Annotated in this window: 18 protein-coding genes; 12 read left to right on the top strand and 6 right to left on the bottom strand. The window is 44.6% G+C overall.

The features are described 5' to 3' along the window. Nucleotides 1-46 precede the first annotated feature (46 nt). The 4 genes from H9L11_RS11545 to H9L11_RS11560 all read left to right on the top strand — a co-directional run bounded on the left by H9L11_RS11545 (nucleotide 47) and on the right by H9L11_RS11560 (nucleotide 4,837). Nucleotides 47-1,516 (top strand): protein adenylyltransferase SelO, encoded by a 1,470-nt coding sequence (locus H9L11_RS11545; RefSeq protein ID WP_205390767.1) that lies wholly within the window; start codon nucleotides 47-49, stop codon nucleotides 1,514-1,516. Nucleotides 1,517-1,728: 212 nt separating this feature from the next. Further along, nucleotides 1,729-2,727, top strand: coding sequence for a TRAP transporter substrate-binding protein (locus H9L11_RS11550; protein ID WP_017634784.1), 999 nt, complete (start codon nucleotides 1,729-1,731; stop codon nucleotides 2,725-2,727). A gap of 70 nt (nucleotides 2,728-2,797) precedes the next feature. Beyond that, nucleotides 2,798-3,472: a TRAP transporter small permease gene (locus H9L11_RS11555; protein ID WP_005384308.1), complete on the top strand. Its 675-nt coding sequence runs from the start codon at nucleotides 2,798-2,800 to the stop codon at nucleotides 3,470-3,472. 3 nt (nucleotides 3,473-3,475) lie between these two features. Then, entirely contained in the window at nucleotides 3,476-4,837 is a 1,362-nt protein-coding gene (locus H9L11_RS11560) for a TRAP transporter large permease (protein WP_005382255.1), read from the top strand. Between the two features lie 33 nt (nucleotides 4,838-4,870). On the opposite strand, the gene H9L11_RS23535 is transcribed toward H9L11_RS11560, so the two are convergent. The 3 genes from H9L11_RS23535 to H9L11_RS11570 all read right to left on the bottom strand — a co-directional run bounded on the left by H9L11_RS23535 (nucleotide 4,871) and on the right by H9L11_RS11570 (nucleotide 8,279). After that, the gene (locus H9L11_RS23535) at nucleotides 4,871-5,053 is read right to left on the bottom strand and encodes a hypothetical protein (RefSeq protein ID WP_021034161.1); all 183 of its coding nucleotides are present in this window, start codon (nucleotides 5,051-5,053) and stop codon (nucleotides 4,871-4,873) included. 78 nt (nucleotides 5,054-5,131) lie between these two features. Next, the gene (locus H9L11_RS11565; RefSeq protein WP_017819922.1) at nucleotides 5,132-6,469 is read right to left on the bottom strand and encodes a sigma-54 dependent transcriptional regulator; all 1,338 of its coding nucleotides are present in this window, start codon (nucleotides 6,467-6,469) and stop codon (nucleotides 5,132-5,134) included. 4 nt (nucleotides 6,470-6,473) lie between these two features. Next, nucleotides 6,474-8,279: an ATP-binding protein gene (locus H9L11_RS11570; protein ID WP_017819921.1), complete on the bottom strand. Its 1,806-nt coding sequence runs from the start codon at nucleotides 8,277-8,279 to the stop codon at nucleotides 6,474-6,476. Between the two features lie 526 nt (nucleotides 8,280-8,805). Between H9L11_RS11570 and tig the strand changes: the two genes are divergently transcribed. The 7 genes from tig to H9L11_RS11605 all read left to right on the top strand — a co-directional run bounded on the left by tig (nucleotide 8,806) and on the right by H9L11_RS11605 (nucleotide 17,743). After that, complete coding sequence (gene tig / locus H9L11_RS11575) at nucleotides 8,806-10,113, top strand: trigger factor (RefSeq protein WP_005382251.1); 1,308 nt, start codon at nucleotides 8,806-8,808, stop codon at nucleotides 10,111-10,113. 105 nt (nucleotides 10,114-10,218) lie between these two features. Continuing rightward, nucleotides 10,219-10,845, top strand: a complete 627-nt coding sequence (clpP, locus tag H9L11_RS11580; protein ID WP_005382347.1) for an ATP-dependent Clp endopeptidase proteolytic subunit ClpP — start codon at nucleotides 10,219-10,221, stop codon at nucleotides 10,843-10,845. A gap of 70 nt (nucleotides 10,846-10,915) precedes the next feature. Further along, a complete protein-coding gene (clpX, locus tag H9L11_RS11585; protein ID WP_005382345.1) occupies nucleotides 10,916-12,196 on the top strand; it encodes an ATP-dependent protease ATP-binding subunit ClpX in 1,281 nt (426 codons plus the stop codon). Between the two features lie 130 nt (nucleotides 12,197-12,326). After that, nucleotides 12,327-14,678, top strand: a complete 2,352-nt coding sequence (lon, locus tag H9L11_RS11590) for an endopeptidase La (protein ID WP_005382343.1) — start codon at nucleotides 12,327-12,329, stop codon at nucleotides 14,676-14,678. Nucleotides 14,679-14,869: 191 nt separating this feature from the next. After that, nucleotides 14,870-15,142 (top strand): HU family DNA-binding protein, encoded by a 273-nt coding sequence (locus H9L11_RS11595; RefSeq protein ID WP_005382341.1) that lies wholly within the window; start codon nucleotides 14,870-14,872, stop codon nucleotides 15,140-15,142. 201 nt (nucleotides 15,143-15,343) lie between these two features. Continuing rightward, nucleotides 15,344-17,203 (top strand): peptidylprolyl isomerase, encoded by a 1,860-nt coding sequence (gene ppiD / locus H9L11_RS11600; protein WP_005382334.1) that lies wholly within the window; start codon nucleotides 15,344-15,346, stop codon nucleotides 17,201-17,203. A gap of 255 nt (nucleotides 17,204-17,458) precedes the next feature. Beyond that, nucleotides 17,459-17,743: a helix-hairpin-helix domain-containing protein gene (locus H9L11_RS11605; protein WP_031777211.1), complete on the top strand. Its 285-nt coding sequence runs from the start codon at nucleotides 17,459-17,461 to the stop codon at nucleotides 17,741-17,743. Nucleotides 17,744-17,841: 98 nt separating this feature from the next. Here the strand turns inward: H9L11_RS11605 and rrtA are convergent, their stop codons facing one another. Then, nucleotides 17,842-18,393, bottom strand: a complete 552-nt coding sequence (gene rrtA / locus H9L11_RS11610; protein WP_005382331.1) for a rhombosortase — start codon at nucleotides 18,391-18,393, stop codon at nucleotides 17,842-17,844. Between the two features lie 3 nt (nucleotides 18,394-18,396). Here rrtA and H9L11_RS11615 point away from each other — a divergent pair, with 3 nt between their 5' ends. Further along, nucleotides 18,397-19,011: a DTW domain-containing protein gene (locus H9L11_RS11615; protein WP_033906883.1), complete on the top strand. Its 615-nt coding sequence runs from the start codon at nucleotides 18,397-18,399 to the stop codon at nucleotides 19,009-19,011. A 6-nt stretch (nucleotides 19,012-19,017) separates the two neighbouring features. Here the strand turns inward: H9L11_RS11615 and H9L11_RS11620 are convergent, their stop codons facing one another. Together H9L11_RS11620 and yfbR are read right to left on the bottom strand one after the other, a co-directional pair. After that, nucleotides 19,018-20,340, bottom strand: coding sequence for an anti-phage deoxyguanosine triphosphatase (locus H9L11_RS11620; protein ID WP_033906882.1), 1,323 nt, complete (start codon nucleotides 20,338-20,340; stop codon nucleotides 19,018-19,020). Between the two features lie 15 nt (nucleotides 20,341-20,355). Next, nucleotides 20,356-20,940, bottom strand: a complete 585-nt coding sequence (gene yfbR, locus H9L11_RS11625) for a 5'-deoxynucleotidase (protein WP_017634778.1) — start codon at nucleotides 20,938-20,940, stop codon at nucleotides 20,356-20,358. Between the last annotated feature and the right edge of the window lie 60 nt (nucleotides 20,941-21,000).

Here is a 21,000-nt window from a genome sequence, read left to right on the forward strand (position 1 = left end):
CACACGTATACTCACAACAGTACTTCTTTTTGTTAAGGAACCCTACATGTCCATTTGGCAACGGGTCAATTTCACCCATCGCTTTAGTCAATTACCGTCAGCGTTCTATACGTTGGTCGAGCCACAACCCTTGGACAACACTCGCTGGGTCGCTTGGAATGGTGAGTTTGCACAGCAGTTTGGTTTACCAGCAGAGCAAAACGATGAGTTATTGGCGGTTTTTTCTGGGCTAAGTGAATTCGAACAATTTCGTCCTCTTGCGATGAAATATGCAGGCCATCAGTTTGGCGTTTACAACCCAGATTTGGGCGATGGACGTGGATTACTGTTGGCAGAAATTGAGCATCAGAATGGTACTTGGTTTGATCTTCACCTCAAAGGTGCAGGGCTAACGCCTTACTCGCGAATGGGAGATGGGCGAGCGGTATTACGCTCAACTATCCGTGAGTACCTGTGCAGTGAAGCCATGGCGGGCCTTGGGGTTCCGACGACACGTGCTCTCGGTATGATGGTCAGTGATACACCTGTTTATCGAGAAAAAACGGAATCGGGCGCTTTGTTACTTCGAATGGCTGAAACCCATGTTCGATTTGGTCACTTTGAGCATTTCTTTTACACCAACCAGTTAGCAGAGCAGAAGCTGTTGGCGGATAAGGTGATTGAGTGGCACTTTGCTGATTGTGCATCGGCGGAGAAACCATATGCCGCGATGTTTGACGCCATCGTGACTAAAACAGCCGAGATGATCGCATATTGGCAAGCTTTTGGTTTTGCGCATGGTGTGATGAATACCGATAACATGTCAATTCTTGGGCAAACTTTTGATTATGGTCCGTTTGGCTTTCTTGATGATTATGAGCCGGGATACATTTGTAATCATTCAGACTACCAGGGTCGTTACGCATTTGATCAACAGCCTAGAATTGCGCTTTGGAACTTGTCAGCATTGGCGCATGCGCTATCGCCACTCGTTGAACGAGAAGATTTAGAATCGTCGTTGAGTCAATTTGAAGTTCATTTAAGCCAGCAGTTCAGCCGCCTCATGCGTGAGAAGTTGGGCTTAAAAACTAAGATAGCGGAAGACGGGCGTTTGTTTGAAGCTATGTTTGAGCTTCTTCACCAGAACAAAACGGACTACACTCGCTTCTTCAGAACACTTTCAAACCTTGATAATGCGCCTTCCCAAGCCGTAATCGATTTATTTCTCGACCGAGAAGCTGCGCGAGCTTGGCTTGATCTGTACTTAGCTCGGTGTGAGCTAGAGGTTGATAAACTAGGGGGCCAGATTTCAACCGAACAGCGTTGCAAACAGATGCGTCAAGCCAATCCCAAATACATCTTGCGTAACTACTTGGCTCAGTTGGCGATTGATAAAGCGGAAGAAGGGGACTTTAGCGAATTACACCGATTGGCCGGACTGTTAAAACGCCCATTTGATGAGCAACCCGAGTTTGATGATTATGCGAAATTGCCGCCGGAATGGGGGAAGAAAATGGAGATAAGCTGTTCTTCATAAATGGGTCATTTCCCACCCATTTATATCTTTTTCTTGGGTGGAATTCACTCGTTACACTTCGGATTCATGTTAATGGTCTTTTTTAATTTATTGAAATACATATAAATTTTAACATGGTCCATTAATTGCTCTTTGTTGAACATCCGTACCCATCGCCTAACACCTAGTTACTCATGGACGGGATGGGATGTGATTCAACAAGGAGAATAATAATGTTTAAGCCTCTAACTCTACTATCTGTCTCTGCACTTGCTGTTACCAGTTTTAATGCTGCCGCAAATTGTGACCCAGGTGAAACGGTCATCAAGTTTAGCCATGTAACGAATGCGGACAAACACCCTAAAGGCATCGCGGCTTCGTTACTTGAAAAGCGCGTCAACGAAGAGATGAACGGTAAAGTCTGTATGCAGGTGTTTCCTAACTCAACACTTTATGATGATGACAAAGTGTTGGAAGCGCTACTGAATGGTGATGTTCAACTCGCTGCTCCTTCTCTTTCTAAGTTTGAGAAATTCACCAAGAAGTACCGCCTTTTCGATCTTCCTTTCTTGTTCGATGATGTCGACGCGGTTGACCGTTTCCAAAACTCGGAAGCGGGTGAAAAGCTGAAAAATTCAATGAAACGTCGTGGCCTACAAGGCATTGCGTTTTGGCATAACGGCATGAAGCAAATGTCAGCCAACAAGCCGCTCATTTCTCCAACTGATGCTGAAGGACTTAAGTTCCGTGTTCAAGCCTCTGATGTACTCGTTGCTCAGTTTGAGCAGCTAGGTGCTAACCCACAAAAAATGTCGTTCAAAGAAGTTTACGGCGGCTTGCAAACTAAGGTTATTGATGGTCAAGAAAATACTTGGTCAAACATTTACGGCAAAAAATTCTTCGAAGTTCAAGATGGCATTACGGAAACGAACCACGGAATTCTGGATTACTTAGTTGTGACGTCAAACGACTTCTGGAAAAACCTACCAGATGATCAGCGCGAGCAGTTAAATACCATTATTCAAGAGGTAACTGCGCAGCGTAATGCTGAGTCAACCAAAGTAAACCTTGCGAATAAGAACAATATCATCGAAGCCGGTGGTGTGGTTCGTACTCTAACGCCAGAACAGCGCCAAGAGTGGGTCACTGCACTTCAACCAGTATGGAAGAAGTTCGAAAAAGACATTGGTTCTGACCTAATCGAAGCCGCTTTGGCGTCTAACCAAAAATAATAACAGCTAGCACATTTAGCCCTCTCAAACTGAGGGGGCTCTTTCCCCCTACAGACGACGTGATGTAATTATGGAACAGACTTTTTTTGCCAAGGCTGGACGAATCACCGATGCCATTGAAGAGACTTTGATTGCTTTCTTCTTGGGTGCCATGACCTTGCTGACCTTTGCCAATGTCATCTTTCGTTATGTCTTTAACGACAATATTCTTTGGGCGCTTGAGCTCACCGTTTTCATGTTCGCATGGATGGTGTTGGTTGGCGCATCTTATGGTGTGAAAAAACACTTTCATATTGGTGTCGATGTCATTATTAACATCGTTCCGGAAGGTAAACGAAAAGCCCTGGCGCTTTTTGCAGCAATGTGTTGCTTAGCCTTCTCTATTTTGCTGTTAATTGGCGCTTGGAACTACTGGTATCCGTTCGCTACCGACCGAGCGTGGTATGAAACGGACGATATTCCGATGCCTGAAATACTCCAGTTCATGGCCGACTGGTTAAATGAGGGAGAGCGTTATGAAAAGCTGCCACGTTTTATTCCTTACTTCGCTTTGCCACTTGGAATGGCGCTACTAACGTTTAGATTTGTTCAAGTCACGTGGCAAATCGCTACTGGTAAGCTCGATCGCTTGATTGCAGGACATGAAGCGGAGGAAGAGCTCGAATCTCTTAAAGCTGAGATGAGTGACGCTGAAGACGTAATGGCTCCAAAGGCCTCGCAAGACGCTAAAAACAAGGAGCAATAAGCCATGGATATCTTATTTCTATTTTTGATGGTAATTGGCTTTATGCTGGTTGGCGTGCCAATTGCTATTTCGCTGGGCCTTTCCAGTGTTCTTTTCCTTTTAATGCATTCGGATGCCTCTTTAGCGTCAGTTGCTCAAACGCTGTTTAATGCATTCGCGGGCCACTACACGCTATTGGCTATTCCATTCTTTATATTGGCTTCAAGCTTTATGTCGACGGGTGGCGTAGCAAAGCGGATCATTCGTTTCGCCATTGCCATTGTAGGCTGGTTCCGCGGCGGTTTGGCGATGGCTTCGGTTGTAGCGTGTATGATGTTTGCCGCGTTGTCAGGTTCCTCACCTGCAACGGTTGTTGCCATAGGTAGTATTGTTATCGCAGGTATGATCAAAAACGGTTACTCAAAAGAGTTTGCCTCTGGGGTAATTTGTAACGCAGGTACGCTAGGGATTTTGATCCCACCTTCGATTGTGATGGTGGTGTATGCAGCCGCAACGGATGTGTCAGTTGGACGTATGTTCCTTGGTGGTGTGATTCCCGGTTTGCTGGCGGGTGTCATGTTGATGATCGCGATTTACATTGCCGCGAGAATCAAGAACCTTCCAAAGCAACCTTTTGTCGGTTGGAAAGAAACTTTTGATGCCGCCAAGGATGCAAGCTGGGGCTTGTTGTTGGTCGTCATCATTCTTGGTGGTATCTATGGCGGTATCTTTACGCCGACAGAAGCCGCTGCGGTTGCTGCTGTGTACTCATTCTTTATTGCTAACTTTGTATACAAAGACATGGGGCCATTTGCAGACAAGAAAAACACTAAACCTGCGCTCGTTAAAATCTTCCAAACCTTTGTTCATAAAGACACCAAACACACCCTGTATGAAGCGGGCAAACTCACCATCATGCTGCTGTTCATCATTGCTAATGCCTTAATTTTGAAGCATGTTTTAACGGAAGAACGCATCCCGCAAATGATCACCGAGTCGATGCTCTCGGCTGGTCTCGGACCCATCACTTTCTTGATTGTGGTGAACGTCTTGTTGTTGATTGGTGGTCAGTTCATGGAGCCATCAGGCTTGTTGATCATTGTTGCGCCGCTCGTGTTCCCAATTGCGATTGCATTAGGCATAGACCCAATTCATTTGGGCATAATGATGGTGGTGAATATGGAGATAGGAATGATAACGCCGCCCGTGGGTCTTAACTTATTTGTGACCGCTGGTGTTGCCAAAATGTCGATGATGAACGTAGTGAAGGCAGCATTACCCTGGGTTGGAGTGATGTTCTTATTCCTAATTATCGTCACATATGTACCATGGGTATCGACTTGGTTGCCTACTACCTTGATGGGGCCGGAGATCATTACCAAGTAATGGAAGCCAGAAAGTAGAAAGAGGTGTGAGAATTCACACCTCTTCGTCTATTGACTTGTAACAAGTTTTGCGCGGGTCTGAATTAATTCGACGTTCATAGTGTCGCCACCTCTTTTTATTTTTACGACGCTCTTCACCGAATCTTCTCTCTTCTTGATAGCAACCGTCTACGAGCACGGTATCTGTAACAATCGGTATTCTCACTTTTTCGTTCATATCTATAACAACCATGATAAACCCGTTGTTAAAAATTATGATTCAAGTTGAATATAATGCCAGCTATTTGAACGTGTTTTATTTGTAAAGGTCTTTATTTATTTGGTAGCGCTGCATCTTGTCGTAAAGGGTTTTTCTTGGCACATTCAATTGGCACATTGTCTGTTTAATACTACCGTTGTTTTCTAATAAAGCGCCTTCAATGGCTGCTCTCTCAAACTCCGCCACTTGCTCTGCAAGGCTTGAGGAAGACTTAGCGACTGGGTTCGATTCTCCCAACTGAATTAACTTACCCAATAGCACAAAACGCTCTGCAGCATTTCTGAGTTCTCGAACATTGCCAGGCCAGTCATGGCTCATCAGTTGCGCTAGATCTTGGGGTGACAAGCTAGGTGAGCTTTTGCCATAACGTGAAGCTGCTACCAACAGAAAGTGGTGAAAGAGGGCGGGAATGTCTTCTTTTCGTTCGCGTAGTGGCGGGAGATCCAGGGTCACGACATTGAGCCGATAATAGAGATCCTGACGGAAAGTACCTTCTTCAGCTGCGTGTTTTAAATCGACCTTTGTTGCGGCAATCACTCGAATATCTAAAGGCAATAATTCATTGGAACCGACACGCTCAATCACGCGCTCTTGTAATACCCTCAATAAACGAATTTGGGCTTGGATAGGCATCGACTCGATCTCATCCAAGAAAAGTGTGCCGCCTTGTGCAAACTCAAATTTACCGATACGACGGCTTTCGGCGCCAGTGAATGCGCCTTTTTCATGGCCGTAGAGTTCACTCTCAATTAAGTTCTCTGGAACCGCTCCACAATTTACGGCGACAAAGTTTTGGTTCCGGCGAGAGCTTTGCTCATGTAAAGAACGAGCGATTAACTCTTTCCCTGTACCGGTTTCACCAAACAATAAAATATCGGCGTCGGTATCGGCGATTTGGGTGATGGTCTCTCGTAATATTTGGATGCTAGAGGTTTCACCAATAACTCGTGGACCAAGGGTTTTACTGGCTTTAAGTGACAGGCGCAGTTTTTCATTTTCATTGGTTAGTTTGCGCTTCTCAATCGCCCGCTTAACCGTTTCAACCAAATGCTCTGGCGCAAAAGGTTTCTCAATAAAGTCGTAAGCGCCTTGATGAAGGGCTTGCACTGCCATGGAAATATCACCGTGTCCAGTGATCATGATGACGGGTAAGTTTGCATCGCGTTGAGTCAAAGTTGTTAGCATATCCATACCAGAAATGCCCGGTAAACAGATATCAGTGACCACGACGCCAGCTTCTTCTCCTTGCTGCATCGCTATTAAAGCCGATTCTGCATCCACAAAAAACTTGGCGTCGATATCCGCAAGTTCAAAGGTCTGTTCTATAGCGAGTCTGAGATCGGCCTCATCATCAATAAAAAACACCTGACACATGATCTTATCCTTTTGATGGTTCAGTGTTGTAAGAAGTGATAGGTAAACACAATGAGAATCGAGCGCCGCCTTGTTCTCGATTATGGGCACATAATTTTCCATTCATACTGGCTAAGATTTGTTGCGAGATAGAGAGACCCAAACCTAAACCGTTCAGTTTAGTGGTTAGAAACGGCTCACATAAATCAGAAAGTGAGAAAGAGCCAAGTCCTGGGCCATTATCATCAACATGAATCCAAACTAAATCAGTGTGCTCATCGTGTTCTACAGATAATTCTACCTGTTTGTCTTGTTGTTCTTTGAGTGCTTCTATCGCATTAGTCAGTAAATTGACCAACACTTGCTCCAGTTGAATAATATTGATCTGCACTTCAACATCATGCTCTGGCAAATTTGTTTCTAACGTGACGCGCCCTGATTTAAATGCGGGCTTCATCAGTTCTTTTACAGAGGCTATCACAGGGAACAATCGAGATTGAGCCAACTCGTCACCACTGGTTTTTTTGGCGAAAGAGCGAAGTTGCTGACTGATATTTGCCATACGGTCAGTGAGAGCAGAAATGCGAGTGAGATTATCTTCCACTCGCTCATATTTTTCTTTTTTTAGAAACAGCTTGCCGTTCTCCGCAAAGCTACGAATTGCTGCAAGTGGATTATTCAGTTCATGGCTGATACTGGCCGACATTTGTCCTAACACCGCGAGTTTCGCTGCTTGCACCAATTCATCTTGAGTAACGCGTAAAGTTTGCTCGGTATCGATACGCTGTGCGATCTCCGCTTGCAACTCGGCAGTCCGTGCCATGACTTGATATTCCAACTTTTGATTTGCTTCTTGTTGAATTCGTTCAAGTTGCAAGTGACGCTGTTGACGGTGATAGATAAGCTGACCAATTAAAAACAAAACCATGAATGCTAGAGTGAGTACAAAGATGTAACCCATGGTGAACCAAACGATCGACTGTTTAGGAGACAGCACACGAATTGTCAGTTTGAGTTCGGGAAGGGGCAGCGAAGAGACCACCAAGGTTCCTTTATTGTATGGGTAACCCTGTTTAAGCTCAGAATGCACCTCGTCCAAACTACCCACTAATCCAAGCGTTTCAATTGGCGCATCAAGATATTGTTGGCTTGCCCAAACTTGCTTTTTCTCTTTTTTTGTCAGTGGTTGTAAGCTTTTGAGCAGCCATTCACTTCGGCTACTCATGAAAACAATTCCGTATGGGTCGCTGGCGACAAAAACACTGTTTGGTTGCTGCCAGTTGTCCTCTATCTTACTTAGGTCCATCTTCACCACGACGACACCAAGTACACCGCCAGCGTATATGATGGGATAAGAATAGTAGTAGCCACGTTTACCAGATGTTGAGCCCAGTGCGTAGTATTGGCTTCTTTTGCCTACAATGGCTTGTTTGAAATAAGGGCGAAATGCAAAATTTCGCCCGATAAAGGAGCGCTGTTTACGCCAGTTGCTGGCCGCGATCGTTGTACCCCATTGATCGATTAAGTACGTATCCGCTGCTTCAATCACGCCATTAACGGATTCTAAATACCGATTAGTGATTTCCAGTTGCGCACTGTTGTTGGGGTGCAGAAGCGCTTGATAAAGAGGATCATCTTTAGCGAGAAGATTTGGGATATGGGCGTACTTATCGAGTTTATTTTTTATATGGCCAGAAAATTGCTCAAGCTGTGATTGGTGTTTATCAAGTAGAGATTGATAACTGGTCTGCCAAACCCAATGGCCACCGATAATTGCGCACAGGAAATAGAAAGCAAAAAATGTCAGCAGAATCCGTTTTTTTTGCGACATCCTTACACTCCTTACAACTTCCTTTGGTCACGTAAGAAAATGTTAATAGTTTGTAGGAAGGATTAGGGATTTAGTTTTCAACTCTGTGGAGTAAAACAAGAGCAAGATCTCTTTTTAGGCTTTTCGATAAAAAAACCGGTCGATTCTCTTGAAAAAGTCGCTATTGTCCCCATTCTAGATATGCTGGCGATGCTTAGACGGTGTCTGAATCGCATTTTTGAAGAAAAAATGGGTCAGCATTCGAGAATTTAGCGCAGACAATGTCCACATAGTGGCTATTGGCTCGACAGGGTTGCGACAGATCGCTAGAATGTCGCGTCTAAAAATTCTGTCCTGAGGCTAATAGGAGATACCTTTGGTTATTTTATCGAAGATATCACTGATTAGTCCGGTACTGACAACCAGTATCGATACTCGATTTTAAATTAGGTGTTCGGACAGAACACTACACAAGGATGAAGCGTAAGCTCCTCTGAGTTTCGCTCATACGCTCGGAAAACCGAGCCACTTTAGAGGTTTATATATAATGCAAGTTACTGTTGAAACGCTAGAGGGCCTAGAGCGCCGTCTAAACATTACTGTTCCAGCTGCAAACATCGAAGACGCTGTAACAGCTGAACTACGCAACATCGCTAAAAACCGTCGTTTCGATGGTTTCCGTAAGGGTAAAGTGCCTCTAAAAATGGTTGCTAAGATGTACGGCAAAGCAGTACGTCAAGACGTTCTTGGTGAAGTAATGCAACGCCACTTCATCGAAGCTATCGTTAAAGAGAAAATCAACCCAGCTGGCGCTCCAACTTTCGCTCCTGTAGAGAACAAAGAAGGTTCAGACCTAGTTTTCACTGCAACTTTTGAAGTTTACCCAGAAGTTGAGCTTAAAGGCCTAGAGAGCATCACTGTTGAAAAACCACTAACAGAAGTTAAAGATGCAGACGTAGAAGAGATGATCGATACTCTACGTAAGCAACAAGCAACTTGGGTTGAAGTTGAAGAAGCAGCAGAAGATGGCAAACGCGTAAGCATCGACTTCGTTGGTTCTATCGACGGTGAAGAGTTCGAAGGCGGTAAAGCTGAGAACTTCCCTCTAGAAATGGGTGCTGGTCGCATGATCCCTGGTTTCGAAGACGGTATCGCAGGTAAAACTGCTGGTATGGAATTCGACATCGACGTGACTTTCCCAGAAGATTACCACGCTGAAAACCTAAAAGGTAAAGCAGCTAAGTTCGCAATCAAAGTGAACAAAGTTGAAGCTCGTGAACTTCCAGAACTAAACGACGAGTTCGTTGCTAAGTTCGGTGTTGTTGAAGGTGGTGTTGAAGCACTTAAAGCTGAAGTTCGTAAGAACATGGAACGCGAACTTAAGCAAGCTGTTAAGAACCGCATCAAAGAGCAAGCGATTGACGGTCTAGTTGAGCAAAACGACATCAACGTACCATCAGCGCTTATCGAGCAAGAAATCCAAGTTCTACGTCAACAAGCTGCACAACGCTTCGGTGGTAACCCAGAAGCTGCTGCTCAGCTTCCACGTGAACTGTTCGAAGAACAAGCTAAACGTCGCGTAGTTGTTGGTCTTCTACTAGGTGAAGTAATCAAATCTGAAGAGCTAAAAGCGGACGACGAGAAAGTTAAAGCTCTAATCGAAGAAATGGCTACTGCATACGAAGATCCATCAGAAGTTATTGCTTACTACGAGCAAAACGAAGAAATGATGAACAACATGCGCAACGTAGCTCTAGAAGAGCAAGCAATCGACGCGATCATCGCTAAAGCACAGGTTTCTGAGAAAGAAGTAGGCTTCAACGAGCTACTTAACCAACAACAACCTGCTGCTTAATAAGCAATATCTTGCGTAGAAGGTTGACTTAACGTTAACTATTCTGCTAACAATGGTCCGTATGATAGTCATCATCCGGGCCATTTATTTTAGGGACATAAGAATATGAGCTACCAAGAAAAAAATGCAATGTCGCCAATTATGGACGCGCTAGTACCAATGGTGGTTGAACAAACTTCCCGAGGCGAACGCTCTTACGACATCTACTCACGTCTGCTGAAAGAGCGCGTGATTTTTTTAACGGGTCAAGTGGAAGACCACATGGCAAACCTTGTCGTGGCTCAGCTACTTTTCCTAGAATCTGAAAATCCAGATAAAGATATTTTCCTATACATCAACTCGCCAGGCGGCAGCGTAACAGCTGGTATGTCTATTTACGATACCATGCAGTTCATTAAGCCAAATGTCAGCACTGTGTGTATGGGTCAAGCATGTTCAATGGGTGCCTTCCTGCTTGCAGGTGGTGCGCCAGGTAAGCGTTACGTACTGCCTAACTCTCGTGTAATGATCCACCAACCATTGGGTGGTTTCCAGGGTCAAGCTTCTGATATCCAAATCCATGCTCAGGAAATCCTGACGATTAAACAGAAGCTAAACAAGTTGTTAGCAGAACATACAGGCCAACCTCTTGAAGTCATTGAGCGCGATACTGATCGTGATAACTTCATGTCATCAGAGCAGGCTGTGGAATACGGTATCGTGGATGCAGTGTTAAGCCACCGTGGCGAGTAATTAGCCAGCGCATTTTGGCAAAAATTGATATACACTCATTCATGAAGAGTAAAGGCTAAGAGGTTAGCGAATGACAGATAAAAGCAAAGAAAGTGGCAGCGGTAAATTGCTGTACTGTTCTTTCTGCGGCAAAAGTCAGCACGAAGTTCGCAAGCTAATCGCAGGTCCGTCAGTGTACATTTGCGACGAGTGTGTCGACTTATGTAACGATATTATTCGCGAAGAAATCAAGGATGTTCTCCCTAAGAAAGAATCTGAAGCGTTACCAACGCCAAAACAGATCCGTGAACACCTTGATGACTATGTGATCGGGCAAGATTACGCGAAAAAAGTGCTCGCAGTTGCGGTATATAACCACTACAAGCGTTTACGCAATGGTGATACAACGAGCGAAGGTGTGGAGCTTGGTAAGAGTAACATCCTTCTAATTGGTCCTACAGGTAGTGGTAAAACACTACTTGCGGAGACATTAGCTCGATTCTTGGATGTGCCATTTACAATGGCAGACGCGACGACACTAACCGAAGCCGGTTACGTAGGTGAAGACGTTGAAAACATCATCCAAAAGCTTCTGCAAAAATGTGATTACGATGTAGCTAAAGCGGAACGCGGCATCGTTTACATTGATGAAATTGATAAGATTTCACGCAAAGCTGAAAACCCATCTATTACGCGTGACGTATCTGGTGAAGGTGTTCAGCAGGCGCTACTAAAACTTATCGAAGGTACGGTTGCATCGGTTCCACCTCAAGGTGGTCGTAAGCATCCTCAGCAAGAATTCCTACAAGTGGACACATCTAAGATCCTGTTCATTTGTGGTGGTGCTTTTGCTGGCTTAGACAAGGTGATTGAGCAGCGTGTTGCAACAGGTACAGGTATTGGCTTTGGTGCTGAAGTTCGTTCGAAGAATGAATCGAAGACGGTAGGTGAGCTATTTACTCAAGTTGAACCTGAAGACTTAGTGAAGTACGGCCTCATTCCAGAATTCATTGGTCGTCTACCTGTAACAACAACACTGACTGAGCTTGATGAAGAAGCGTTGATTCAGATCCTATGTGAACCGAAGAACGCACTGACCAAGCAATATGCAGCATTGTTTGAGCTAGAAAACGCCGAACTTGAATTCCGTGAAGATGCGCTGCGCGCTATCGCGAAAAAAGCAATGGAGCGTAAAACAGGTGCTCGTGGCTTACGCTCGATTCTTGAAGGCGTGCTACTTGAAACCATGTACGAATTACCATCTGCAACAGACGTTAGTAAAGTCGTGATTGATGAGTCCGTCATTAATGGCGAGTCAGAGCCACTGCTTATTTACAGTAACGCAGACAATCAGGCAGCTGGAGCAGAGTAAATTCAGCCATAATGAAAAAGGAGGTAAGTAATTACCTCCTTTTTTTATTTCTCTTATTGAATCCAAACAATTAGCCCCCATATACTGCCTTAAGTAATACGTTAAACGTGAAAGCGGAAGAGAGAATTATATGAACTTGGAACGTTCCGAGCGTATCGAGATCCCGGTACTACCTCTACGTGACGTAGTGGTCTACCCACACATGGTTATTCCATTGTTTGTTGGTCGTGAGAAATCGATTAGCTGTCTAGAAACGGCGATGGAAACCAACAAACAAGTTCTTCTTGTGGCACAAAAGCAAGCGGATACTGACGAGCCTACGGTTGACGACCTATTTGACGTAGGTACGGTAGCCACCATTCTCCAGCTCTTGAAGCTTCCGGATGGCACAGTAAAAGTATTGGTCGAAGGCCAGCAGCGAGCAAAAATCAATCACTTTAAAGAGAGTGACTTCTTCCTAGCGGAAGCTGAATTTGTTGTTACGCCAGAATTGGATGAGCGTGAGCAAGAAGTGATTGTGCGCAGCGCGATTAATCAGTTTGAAGGGTTCATTAAGCTAAACAAGAAGATTCCACCAGAAGTGCTAACGTCACTTAATGGTATCGACGAAGCCGCACGCTTAGCGGATACCATTGCGGCTCATATGCCGTTAAAGTTGGTGGATAAGCAGCAAGTGCTTGAAATTGTTGACGTCACTGAGCGTCTGGAATTCCTGATGGGCCAGATGGAATCAGAGATCGACTTGCTGCAAGTTGAAAAACGAATTCGTGGTCGCGTTAAAAAGCAAATGGAAAAATCTCAGCGTGAGTATTATCTGAATGAGCAAATGAAAGCGATTCAGAAAGAACTTGGTGAGATGGAAGACGCACCAGACGAGTTCGAAACGCTACAGAAGAAGATTGACGAATCAAAAATGCCTCAAGAGGCACGTGAAAAGACAGAGCAAGAGCTGCAAAAGCTTAAGATGATGTCTCCAATGTCTGCTGAAGCAACAGTGGTTCGTAGCTACATCGATTGGATGGTCAGCGTTCCTTGGGCTAAGCGCTCAAAAGTTAAGAAAAACTTAGCGAAAGCAGAAGAGGTTCTTAATGAAGATCACTACGGTCTAGAACGCGTCAAAGAACGTATCCTTGAATACCTGGCTGTTCAAAACCGTATCAACAAGCTAAAAGGTCCTATCCTTTGTCTTGTTGGTCCTCCTGGTGTAGGTAAAACGTCTCTTGGTCGTTCAATTGCTTCAGCTACAGGCCGTAAGTATGTTCGTATGGCGTTGGGTGGTGTGCGTGATGAAGCGGAAATTCGTGGTCACCGTCGTACTTATATCGGCTCATTACCAGGCAAATTGATCCAGAAGATGTCGAAGGTTGGTGTGAAGAACCCGCTGTTCTTATTGGACGAAATCGACAAAATGTCTTCCGATATGCGTGGTGATCCGGCATCGGCTCTACTAGAAGTACTTGATCCTGAACAGAATAACTCGTTCAACGATCACTACCTAGAAGTGGATTACGATCTCTCTGACGTTATGTTTGTTGCGACATCGAACTCGATGAACATCCCGGGTCCATTGTTAGACCGTATGGAAGTTATTCGTTTATCTGGTTACACCGAAGACGAGAAGCTGAACATTGCAAAACGTCACCTTGTTGATAAACAAGTGAAGCGTAATGGCTTGAAAGCGGATGAGATCGTCATTGAAGATTCTGCGATTATTGGCATCATTCGTTACTACACGCGTGAAGCGGGTGTCCGTAACTTAGAGCGTGAGATTTCTAAGATCTGCCGTAAAGCGGTGAAGAACATCTTGCTGGATAAGGACATCAAGTCAGTAACGGTAACGATGGACAACCTAAAAGAGTACTTAGGTGTTCAACGTTTCGATTACGGTAAAGCGGATGAAAGTAACCGAATTGGTCAAGTAACTGGCCTAGCTTGGACCGAAGTGGGTGGCGATCTATTAACGATTGAAACTCAATCAATGCCAGGTAAAGGTAAGCTGACACAAACGGGTTCTCTTGGTGATGTGATGCAAGAGTCTATCCAAGCAGCAATGACAGTGGTTCGCTCTCGTGCAGAAAAGCTAGGTATCAATACTGACTTCTACGAGAAGAAAGATATTCACGTACACGTCCCGGAAGGCGCGACACCAAAAGATGGCCCAAGTGCGGGTACAGCAATGTGTACAGCATTGGTTTCTTCTCTAACAGGCAACCCTGTGAAAGCAGAAGTAGCGATGACGGGTGAAATCACACTGCGTGGTGAGGTTCTACCTATCGGCGGCCTAAAAGAGAAGTTACTTGCGGCACACCGTGGTGGCATTAAGACAGTGCTAATTCCAAAAGATAACGAGCGTGATTTGGAAGAGATTCCTGATAATGTTATCGCGGATCTGGAAGTTATCCCTGTACAGTGGATTGATGAAGTACTGAAAGTCGCACTAGAGCGAGACCCGACGGGCGTTGAGTTTGAGTCTCAAAAATAGTGATGTGTAGCAAAAATAAGTAAAAGTTTACGCTGATAAGCCCAAAAAGGCTTGTCAGCGTTTTTTTTGGGCGCTAAGTTAGTTTCGATAGCTGCTAGCCCTTGATGAATAAGGGGTGGAGCATATTTTCTTAACAATGGAACGAAAGTCATCACAAAAATAATCACAGATGACACAAAGGGGAAATTACAGTGAATAAAACTCAGTTAGTAGAACAAATCGCAGAAAATGCAGATATTTCTAAAGCGTCAGCGGGTCGTGCTCTAGATGCATTCATCGAAGCAGTAAGCGGAACTCTTCAATCTGGTGATCAAGTCGCTCTAGTTGGCTTTGGTACATTCAGCGTTCGTACTCGTGCTGCACGTACTGGTCGTAACCCAAAAACTGGTGAAGAAATCCAAATCGCAGAAGCAAAAGTACCAGCTTTCAAAGCTGGTAAAGCACTGAAAGACGCTTGTAACTAATCACGGCGTTATTTCTGTAACCGGCCATTTGCTTAACTTTTGCTCAAACAATAAGTTTCGAACAAAAATTTACAAACTTCGAGCCGAACTTTCTTAAATTATGCGCATCATACTGATGCGCATTTCTTTTTCTGATATTATTGCGCCATTATTTCTATTAGATAGAAGCAGTAGGCTTCAATTGTGGAGAGCAGTTAAATTATGATGGATCGACTACGCGAAGGCGTGAATAGCATCGCGGTCAAAATTATCCTTGGACTTATCATCCTGTCTTTCGTATTTGCAGGTGTAGGTAGCTACATCGTTGGTGGTAGCAACAACTCTGCAGCGAAAGTCGGTAACACTGAGATTCCTCGTGGTGAGTTCGAGATGGCATACCAAAATGAGCGTAACCGTATGCAAGCTCAGTTGGGTGACTACTTCTCTCAAATGCTGGCTGACCCTGCATATGTTGAATCTTTCCGCAAATCCGTTTTAGATCGAATGATCAATGACGTGTTGCTTGACCAACAAGCTGAAGCTTTGGGTCTGCGAATCAGCGACACTCAAGTGCGTAGCATGATTCTAGACATGCCTCAGTTCCAATCTAATGGTCAGTTTGATCAAGAGATCTATCAAGCTTCTTTGCGTCGTGCAGGCTTTTCGCCAGACTCTTTTGCTGAGTACATGCGTCGTGAATTGGTTCGTGAGCAACTGCTGAATGCGCTACAAAACAGTGAATTTATTCTGCCGGGTGAAGTACAAGCAGAAGGCAAGCTGTTCACTCAAACTCGTGATATTCGCACGATTCAGATCGACTTAGCGGAGTTTGCGAAAAATATTGAATTGACCGACGAAGAAATTCAAGAGTACTACAAAGCAAACCCAGACAACTTTACACGCCCAGAGCAGGTTAAAGTCTCTTACATCGAACTGTCAGCTGAAGCGCTAAAGGAACAAGTTAATGTTTCTGATGCTGAGGTGAAAAAGTACTACGACGAGCACTTAAACAAATACTCTTCAGAAGAGCAACGACGTGTCGCTCACATTCTTGTAGAAGGGGACGATGAAGCAAAAGCGCAAGCTATCCTAGATGAGCTAAACGCGGGTGCAGATTTTGCGACGCTTGCTCAAGAGAAATCTGACGATTTTGGCAGCGCTGAAAACGGTGGTGACCTAGGTTGGATTGAGCGTGATGTGATGGACCCTGCTTTTGAAGAAGCGGCATTCGCACTGAAGAATCCTGGCGATACGTCGGGTCTAGTAAAGTCGGACTTTGGCTATCACATTATCAAGCTTGAAGAGCTAAAAGATTCTGTGGCGAAGCCATTTGAAGAAGTCGCTGCTGAAATCAAACAAGAGATGGTCGACCAACAAGCGATCGATCAATTCTACGAGTTGCAAAATGAGCTTGAGCGCGTAGCGTTTGAATACCCAGACTCATTGTATGATGCTTCTCAAGCGGTTAACCAAGAAGTGAAGACAACGGACTTTATTTCTCAGGTTGATGCACCTGAAGTGCTTCGTAGCCCTGCGGTAATGCAAGCTATCCTAAGCCCTGAAGTTAAAGAAGATGGCCTAAACTCTGAAGCTATCGAAGTTGCGCCTGAGCATATTATCGTTGTTCGTGTTGAAGATGCGCGTGACGAGACAGTTCTTCCACTAGAAGAAGTGAAAGATCAGGTTGTTGCAGAGCTATCTCGTGTTAAAGGTGAGCAAGAAGCGATGGAGCTTGGAACACAAGTCGTTGCGGCATTGAAAGAAGGTAAGACGAACGTGCTTGCTGAAAACAATCTTGCCTTTGGTGAACAAGAGACAGTAGATCGTCGTTCTCCGTTGGCAACAACGGTATTCGCGATGGCAAAACCAGTCGATGGTAAACCAGTATACGGTCAGTCTAAAGATCTTGAAGGTAACATCATTATCATCGAGCTTGATGCTGTAAACGCAGAGCTAGATAGTGAGTTAGAAGATCAAGTTGCGATGCAAATGCAGCGTGCATCTTCTCAGCAAGACTTATCATCTGTACTAGCCGTACTGCGTGCAAATACTGACATTGAGTACTTTGTTGTGAGCAACTAAGCACAATTAGTGTAATTTGTATGTTGAATAAAACGGACCGCATAAGCGGTCCGTTTTATTTTTGTCTTTATGAACTTCAATCATCAATAGGCATTACTTAAATTAGTGCGCGTTTAAGTGATAGCGGCCGTTGTGAATTCCGGGTCATCTCAGTTTGTTAAATGCATAACCATATTGCTTTCCATTGCAAACTTGATAGTGACTCGCTCTCGACGACTGTTTTTAGCCTACTATTTTGGAGATTGTATGTTCAATATGAAATGGATTTTGACATTGTGCTTATTTGTTTTTGCACCTTTTAGCATGGCTGCGGATTCAGCCACTGACAAATATGAAGGAATTGAAATTACTGTAAATATCAACACGGCCACTGCTGAAGAAATTGCGACCATGTTGAAAGGTATAGGTGAGAAGAAAGCGCAGAGTATAGTGGACTACCGCGAGGAGCATGGCCCTTTTAAAACGGCAGCAGATTTGAAGAGCGTAAAAGGCATTGGTGAAGCGACAGTTAAGAAAAACGAAGACCGCATTTTACTGTAGCTTGATGTATCGCAGATATTGAGTCTGAATTCAGAACAATATCTGTTTCCCTATTACTGCTTTCCCGAACCAGCCCCTCTTTCGTGGTTCGGGATTTTTTATCCGAATAAACGACGGCGAAGGCCTTTTTCCAGTAAAGCCATCACTAACCCACCGAGTGCGCCAAACATATGAGCATCAATAGCAACGTTTGCACCGATAAGCTCAGCAGTACTGCTGGATGGGCCATAGACCTGCTCCCATGCTACTTTGGCGATTAGTCCTCCAACTAACAACACACTGCTTCTTCTGCTTTCAAAGACTTCTCTGAGCGCCCAAAATCCAAACAATCCGTGTAATACGCCGGATAAACCCACGTATACCGACATGTTGGTAAACAAATTCAGCGCACCAACACATGCACATAAGATTGAAAAAACGATAAGGAAGTTACGAGTGCTTGGGCGAAAAATAAAAGTAATGATCCACAATCCGGCGAGGTTCATTCCTAAGTGCGCAAAGTTGGTATGTGTGAGATTTCCTGTTACGATTCGCCACCATTCACCATGGCGTATATTGTAGCTGTGCCACTCGGTTAGGCTTGCCATTGGTTCAAATTGAAGTATCAAACAGATCACGCTGATAATACTCAGCAAGGTATAAAGGTTCACTCTATGTCTCGTTATTGTTCTCGTTGTGGAAAATCGCAAAAAGCGTGTATTTGCCAATGGATTGTACCGCTGGCAAGCGAGGTAGAACTTATCATTCTTCAGCACACGAGTGAAGAACATCGTCCGCTTGGTACGGCACGGATTCTCAATTTGAGTTTAGATAACTGTATTTGTTTGATAGGAGAGGACTTTTCTTGTGATGATGCCTTAAATCACTTATTAGCGGATGAGTCATATCAACATTTTGTTCTTTACCCATCAGAAGAGTCACGATGCATTTCTGAAATGACTCAAGCGAGTCATAGTGTATCTAAGAAAATACGTTTGATTTTGCTCGATGGTACGTGGAAAAAAGCGTACAAAATGTGGCAACTCTCAAGCAACTTACATCCACTCCCAACCGTGCAGTTGCCTAAGCAACTACAAGGGCACTACACCATTCGTAAGGCGCCCTCTGAGAATAGCTTATCGACAGTCGAGGCTGGTTATCATTCGCTTCGCTTGCTTGAACCCGAGGGAGACTTTACACCGCTGATGCGTGCGTTTGAAAAGATGATCGAATTCCAAATCGCCCAGATGCCTCCGGGCGTTTTTGAAAAGAATTACTTGAAAGGTTGAGTGTTACTAAAGAACGATGGAAGAGAAAAGTTGGCGGTGTAGCTTTTGCGCGTGACCATCGGTCATTGCAGAAATATAATCGGCGATGACCCTCATTTTATTGCTCTCGCTCTTCGCCTGACACCACAGATCTCTTGTATGAACGGGTAGTAATCGCTCTGGGTCTGCTGTTAACGCTTCAAAAATATCCATAATAATTTGCTGACCCTTATACTCAACGATCTGGACCTGCGGGACTTGGATAACGAAGGTGCTGACAAAGTGCTTGAGTACGTCAAGTGCACGTGCCATCTGTGGTTCTAAACACGCATTCCAAGACAGTAACGGGTTATTAAACGGCTCATCCACCGTTTTGATTGAAATGCTGGTCAGTAGCGCGTTAACCATACCACCGATAGCATCTTTCCGCTCATGGTGCTTACCGCTAAATAGCATCTGTCCGATGGAATCGATATGAGCTTCAAACCACGAGTCGCCACAGTCCGCTAATTGACTTGCTGCGCCTTCTTGCCATTGCTGACGTGTCACCATACCAAGTACGATTGCATCTTCTAAATCATGAACACCGTAGGCGATATCATCTGCTAGCTCCATGATTGAGCAATCGAGTGATTTAAAACGCGTTTTACTGTGCTCAAACTCCGATTCTGGCGTTGAACGCATCAGACTAAGCAATGCCTTGTCGTTGTCAGAAAGCGGTGCAATTACCCAATCAAATAAGTCTTTATCACAATCATAAATGCCTTTAGCTGGGCTCCAATCTTTTGCTTTTAGTTTACGTTGATGCTCGGCTGGTTGAGGCAACTTGACGGAGCGTGTTTGACTAATGAGGGCAGGGTACTTAATCAAACCAAGCAGTGTGCGGCGTGATAAATTCATTCCGAAATGCTCAGTATAAGGCTCTAACTTAGTGACGATACGAAAGGTTTGGGCGTTCCCCTCGAAGCCGCCATGTTCGCGCATTACGTAGTTTAGAGCGACTTCTCCCCCATGACCGTATGGAGGATGCCCGATGTCGTGAGCCAAACATAATGAATCAATTAAGCTGTCTGATGGTAATAGATCGCGGAACTCTGGCTGTTTTTTCTTTAACTGGGCGACGATACCGGTCCCTAGTTGCGACGCTTCTAAGGAGTGTGTTAACCGACTGCGGTGAAAGTCTTCCAAGCTATTGCCGTGTACTTGGGTTTTTGCTTGTAGGCGTCGAAATGCAGCCGAGTGAAGAATACGCGCTCGGTCTCGTTGGTACGGGCTCCGATGGTCGTCTCGACGGATTTTATGCTCATCATCATGGCGCTCTTGCCATTGCGGGTGTAATTCAAACGACACGATTATCTCCGTAAGCTAACTGATTTCATCTAACGATAATTCGAAACTTGGGGCAAAGGTATTGAGAAAGTAATCCATTTCAGGCGTTCTGCGTTCTTGCAAAGTGACGTCTAAGCGTTTTTTTGCCAGAGCGAACTCATGGTTGCCGGCGCTCAGTTCTTCAAGACATTTTAAATAGGCACAGATGGAATCGGCTTGCTTAACGATTTTTGCGTCCTCTTCGTGTGCAGAGTGAGAAAGAAGATAGGGGGCAAAATCATCGTGGAACTCTTCCGGTAACATTGAGAGTAATTTTTGTTCCGCTGCCGATTCTATCTTCTTATATTCTTTGGCAATTTCAGGGTTGTAATACTTCACTGGAGTTGGAAGATCACCCGTTAATACTTCACTGGAATCATGGTACATGGCAAGAATAGCGATGCGTTCTGGATTAAGGTTGCCGCCGAACTTTTTGTTTTTAATTAGGGCAAGGGCATGAGCGACAAAAGCAACTTGTAAGCTATGCTCTGAAACGTTTTCTGGTGAGACGGACCGCATTAAAGGCCAGCGTTGGATCAGCTTCATTCGAGCCAGGTGGGCGAAAAAATGGCTTTCTTTCATGGCTTTCTCCGTTTCTGGTGTAAAAAAGGAACTCACTAGGAGTTCCTCTAAGCATATGAG

Source organism: Vibrio sp. sp1, assembly GCF_016920955.1.
Taxonomy (GTDB): domain Bacteria; phylum Pseudomonadota; class Gammaproteobacteria; order Enterobacterales; family Vibrionaceae; genus Vibrio; species Vibrio alginolyticus.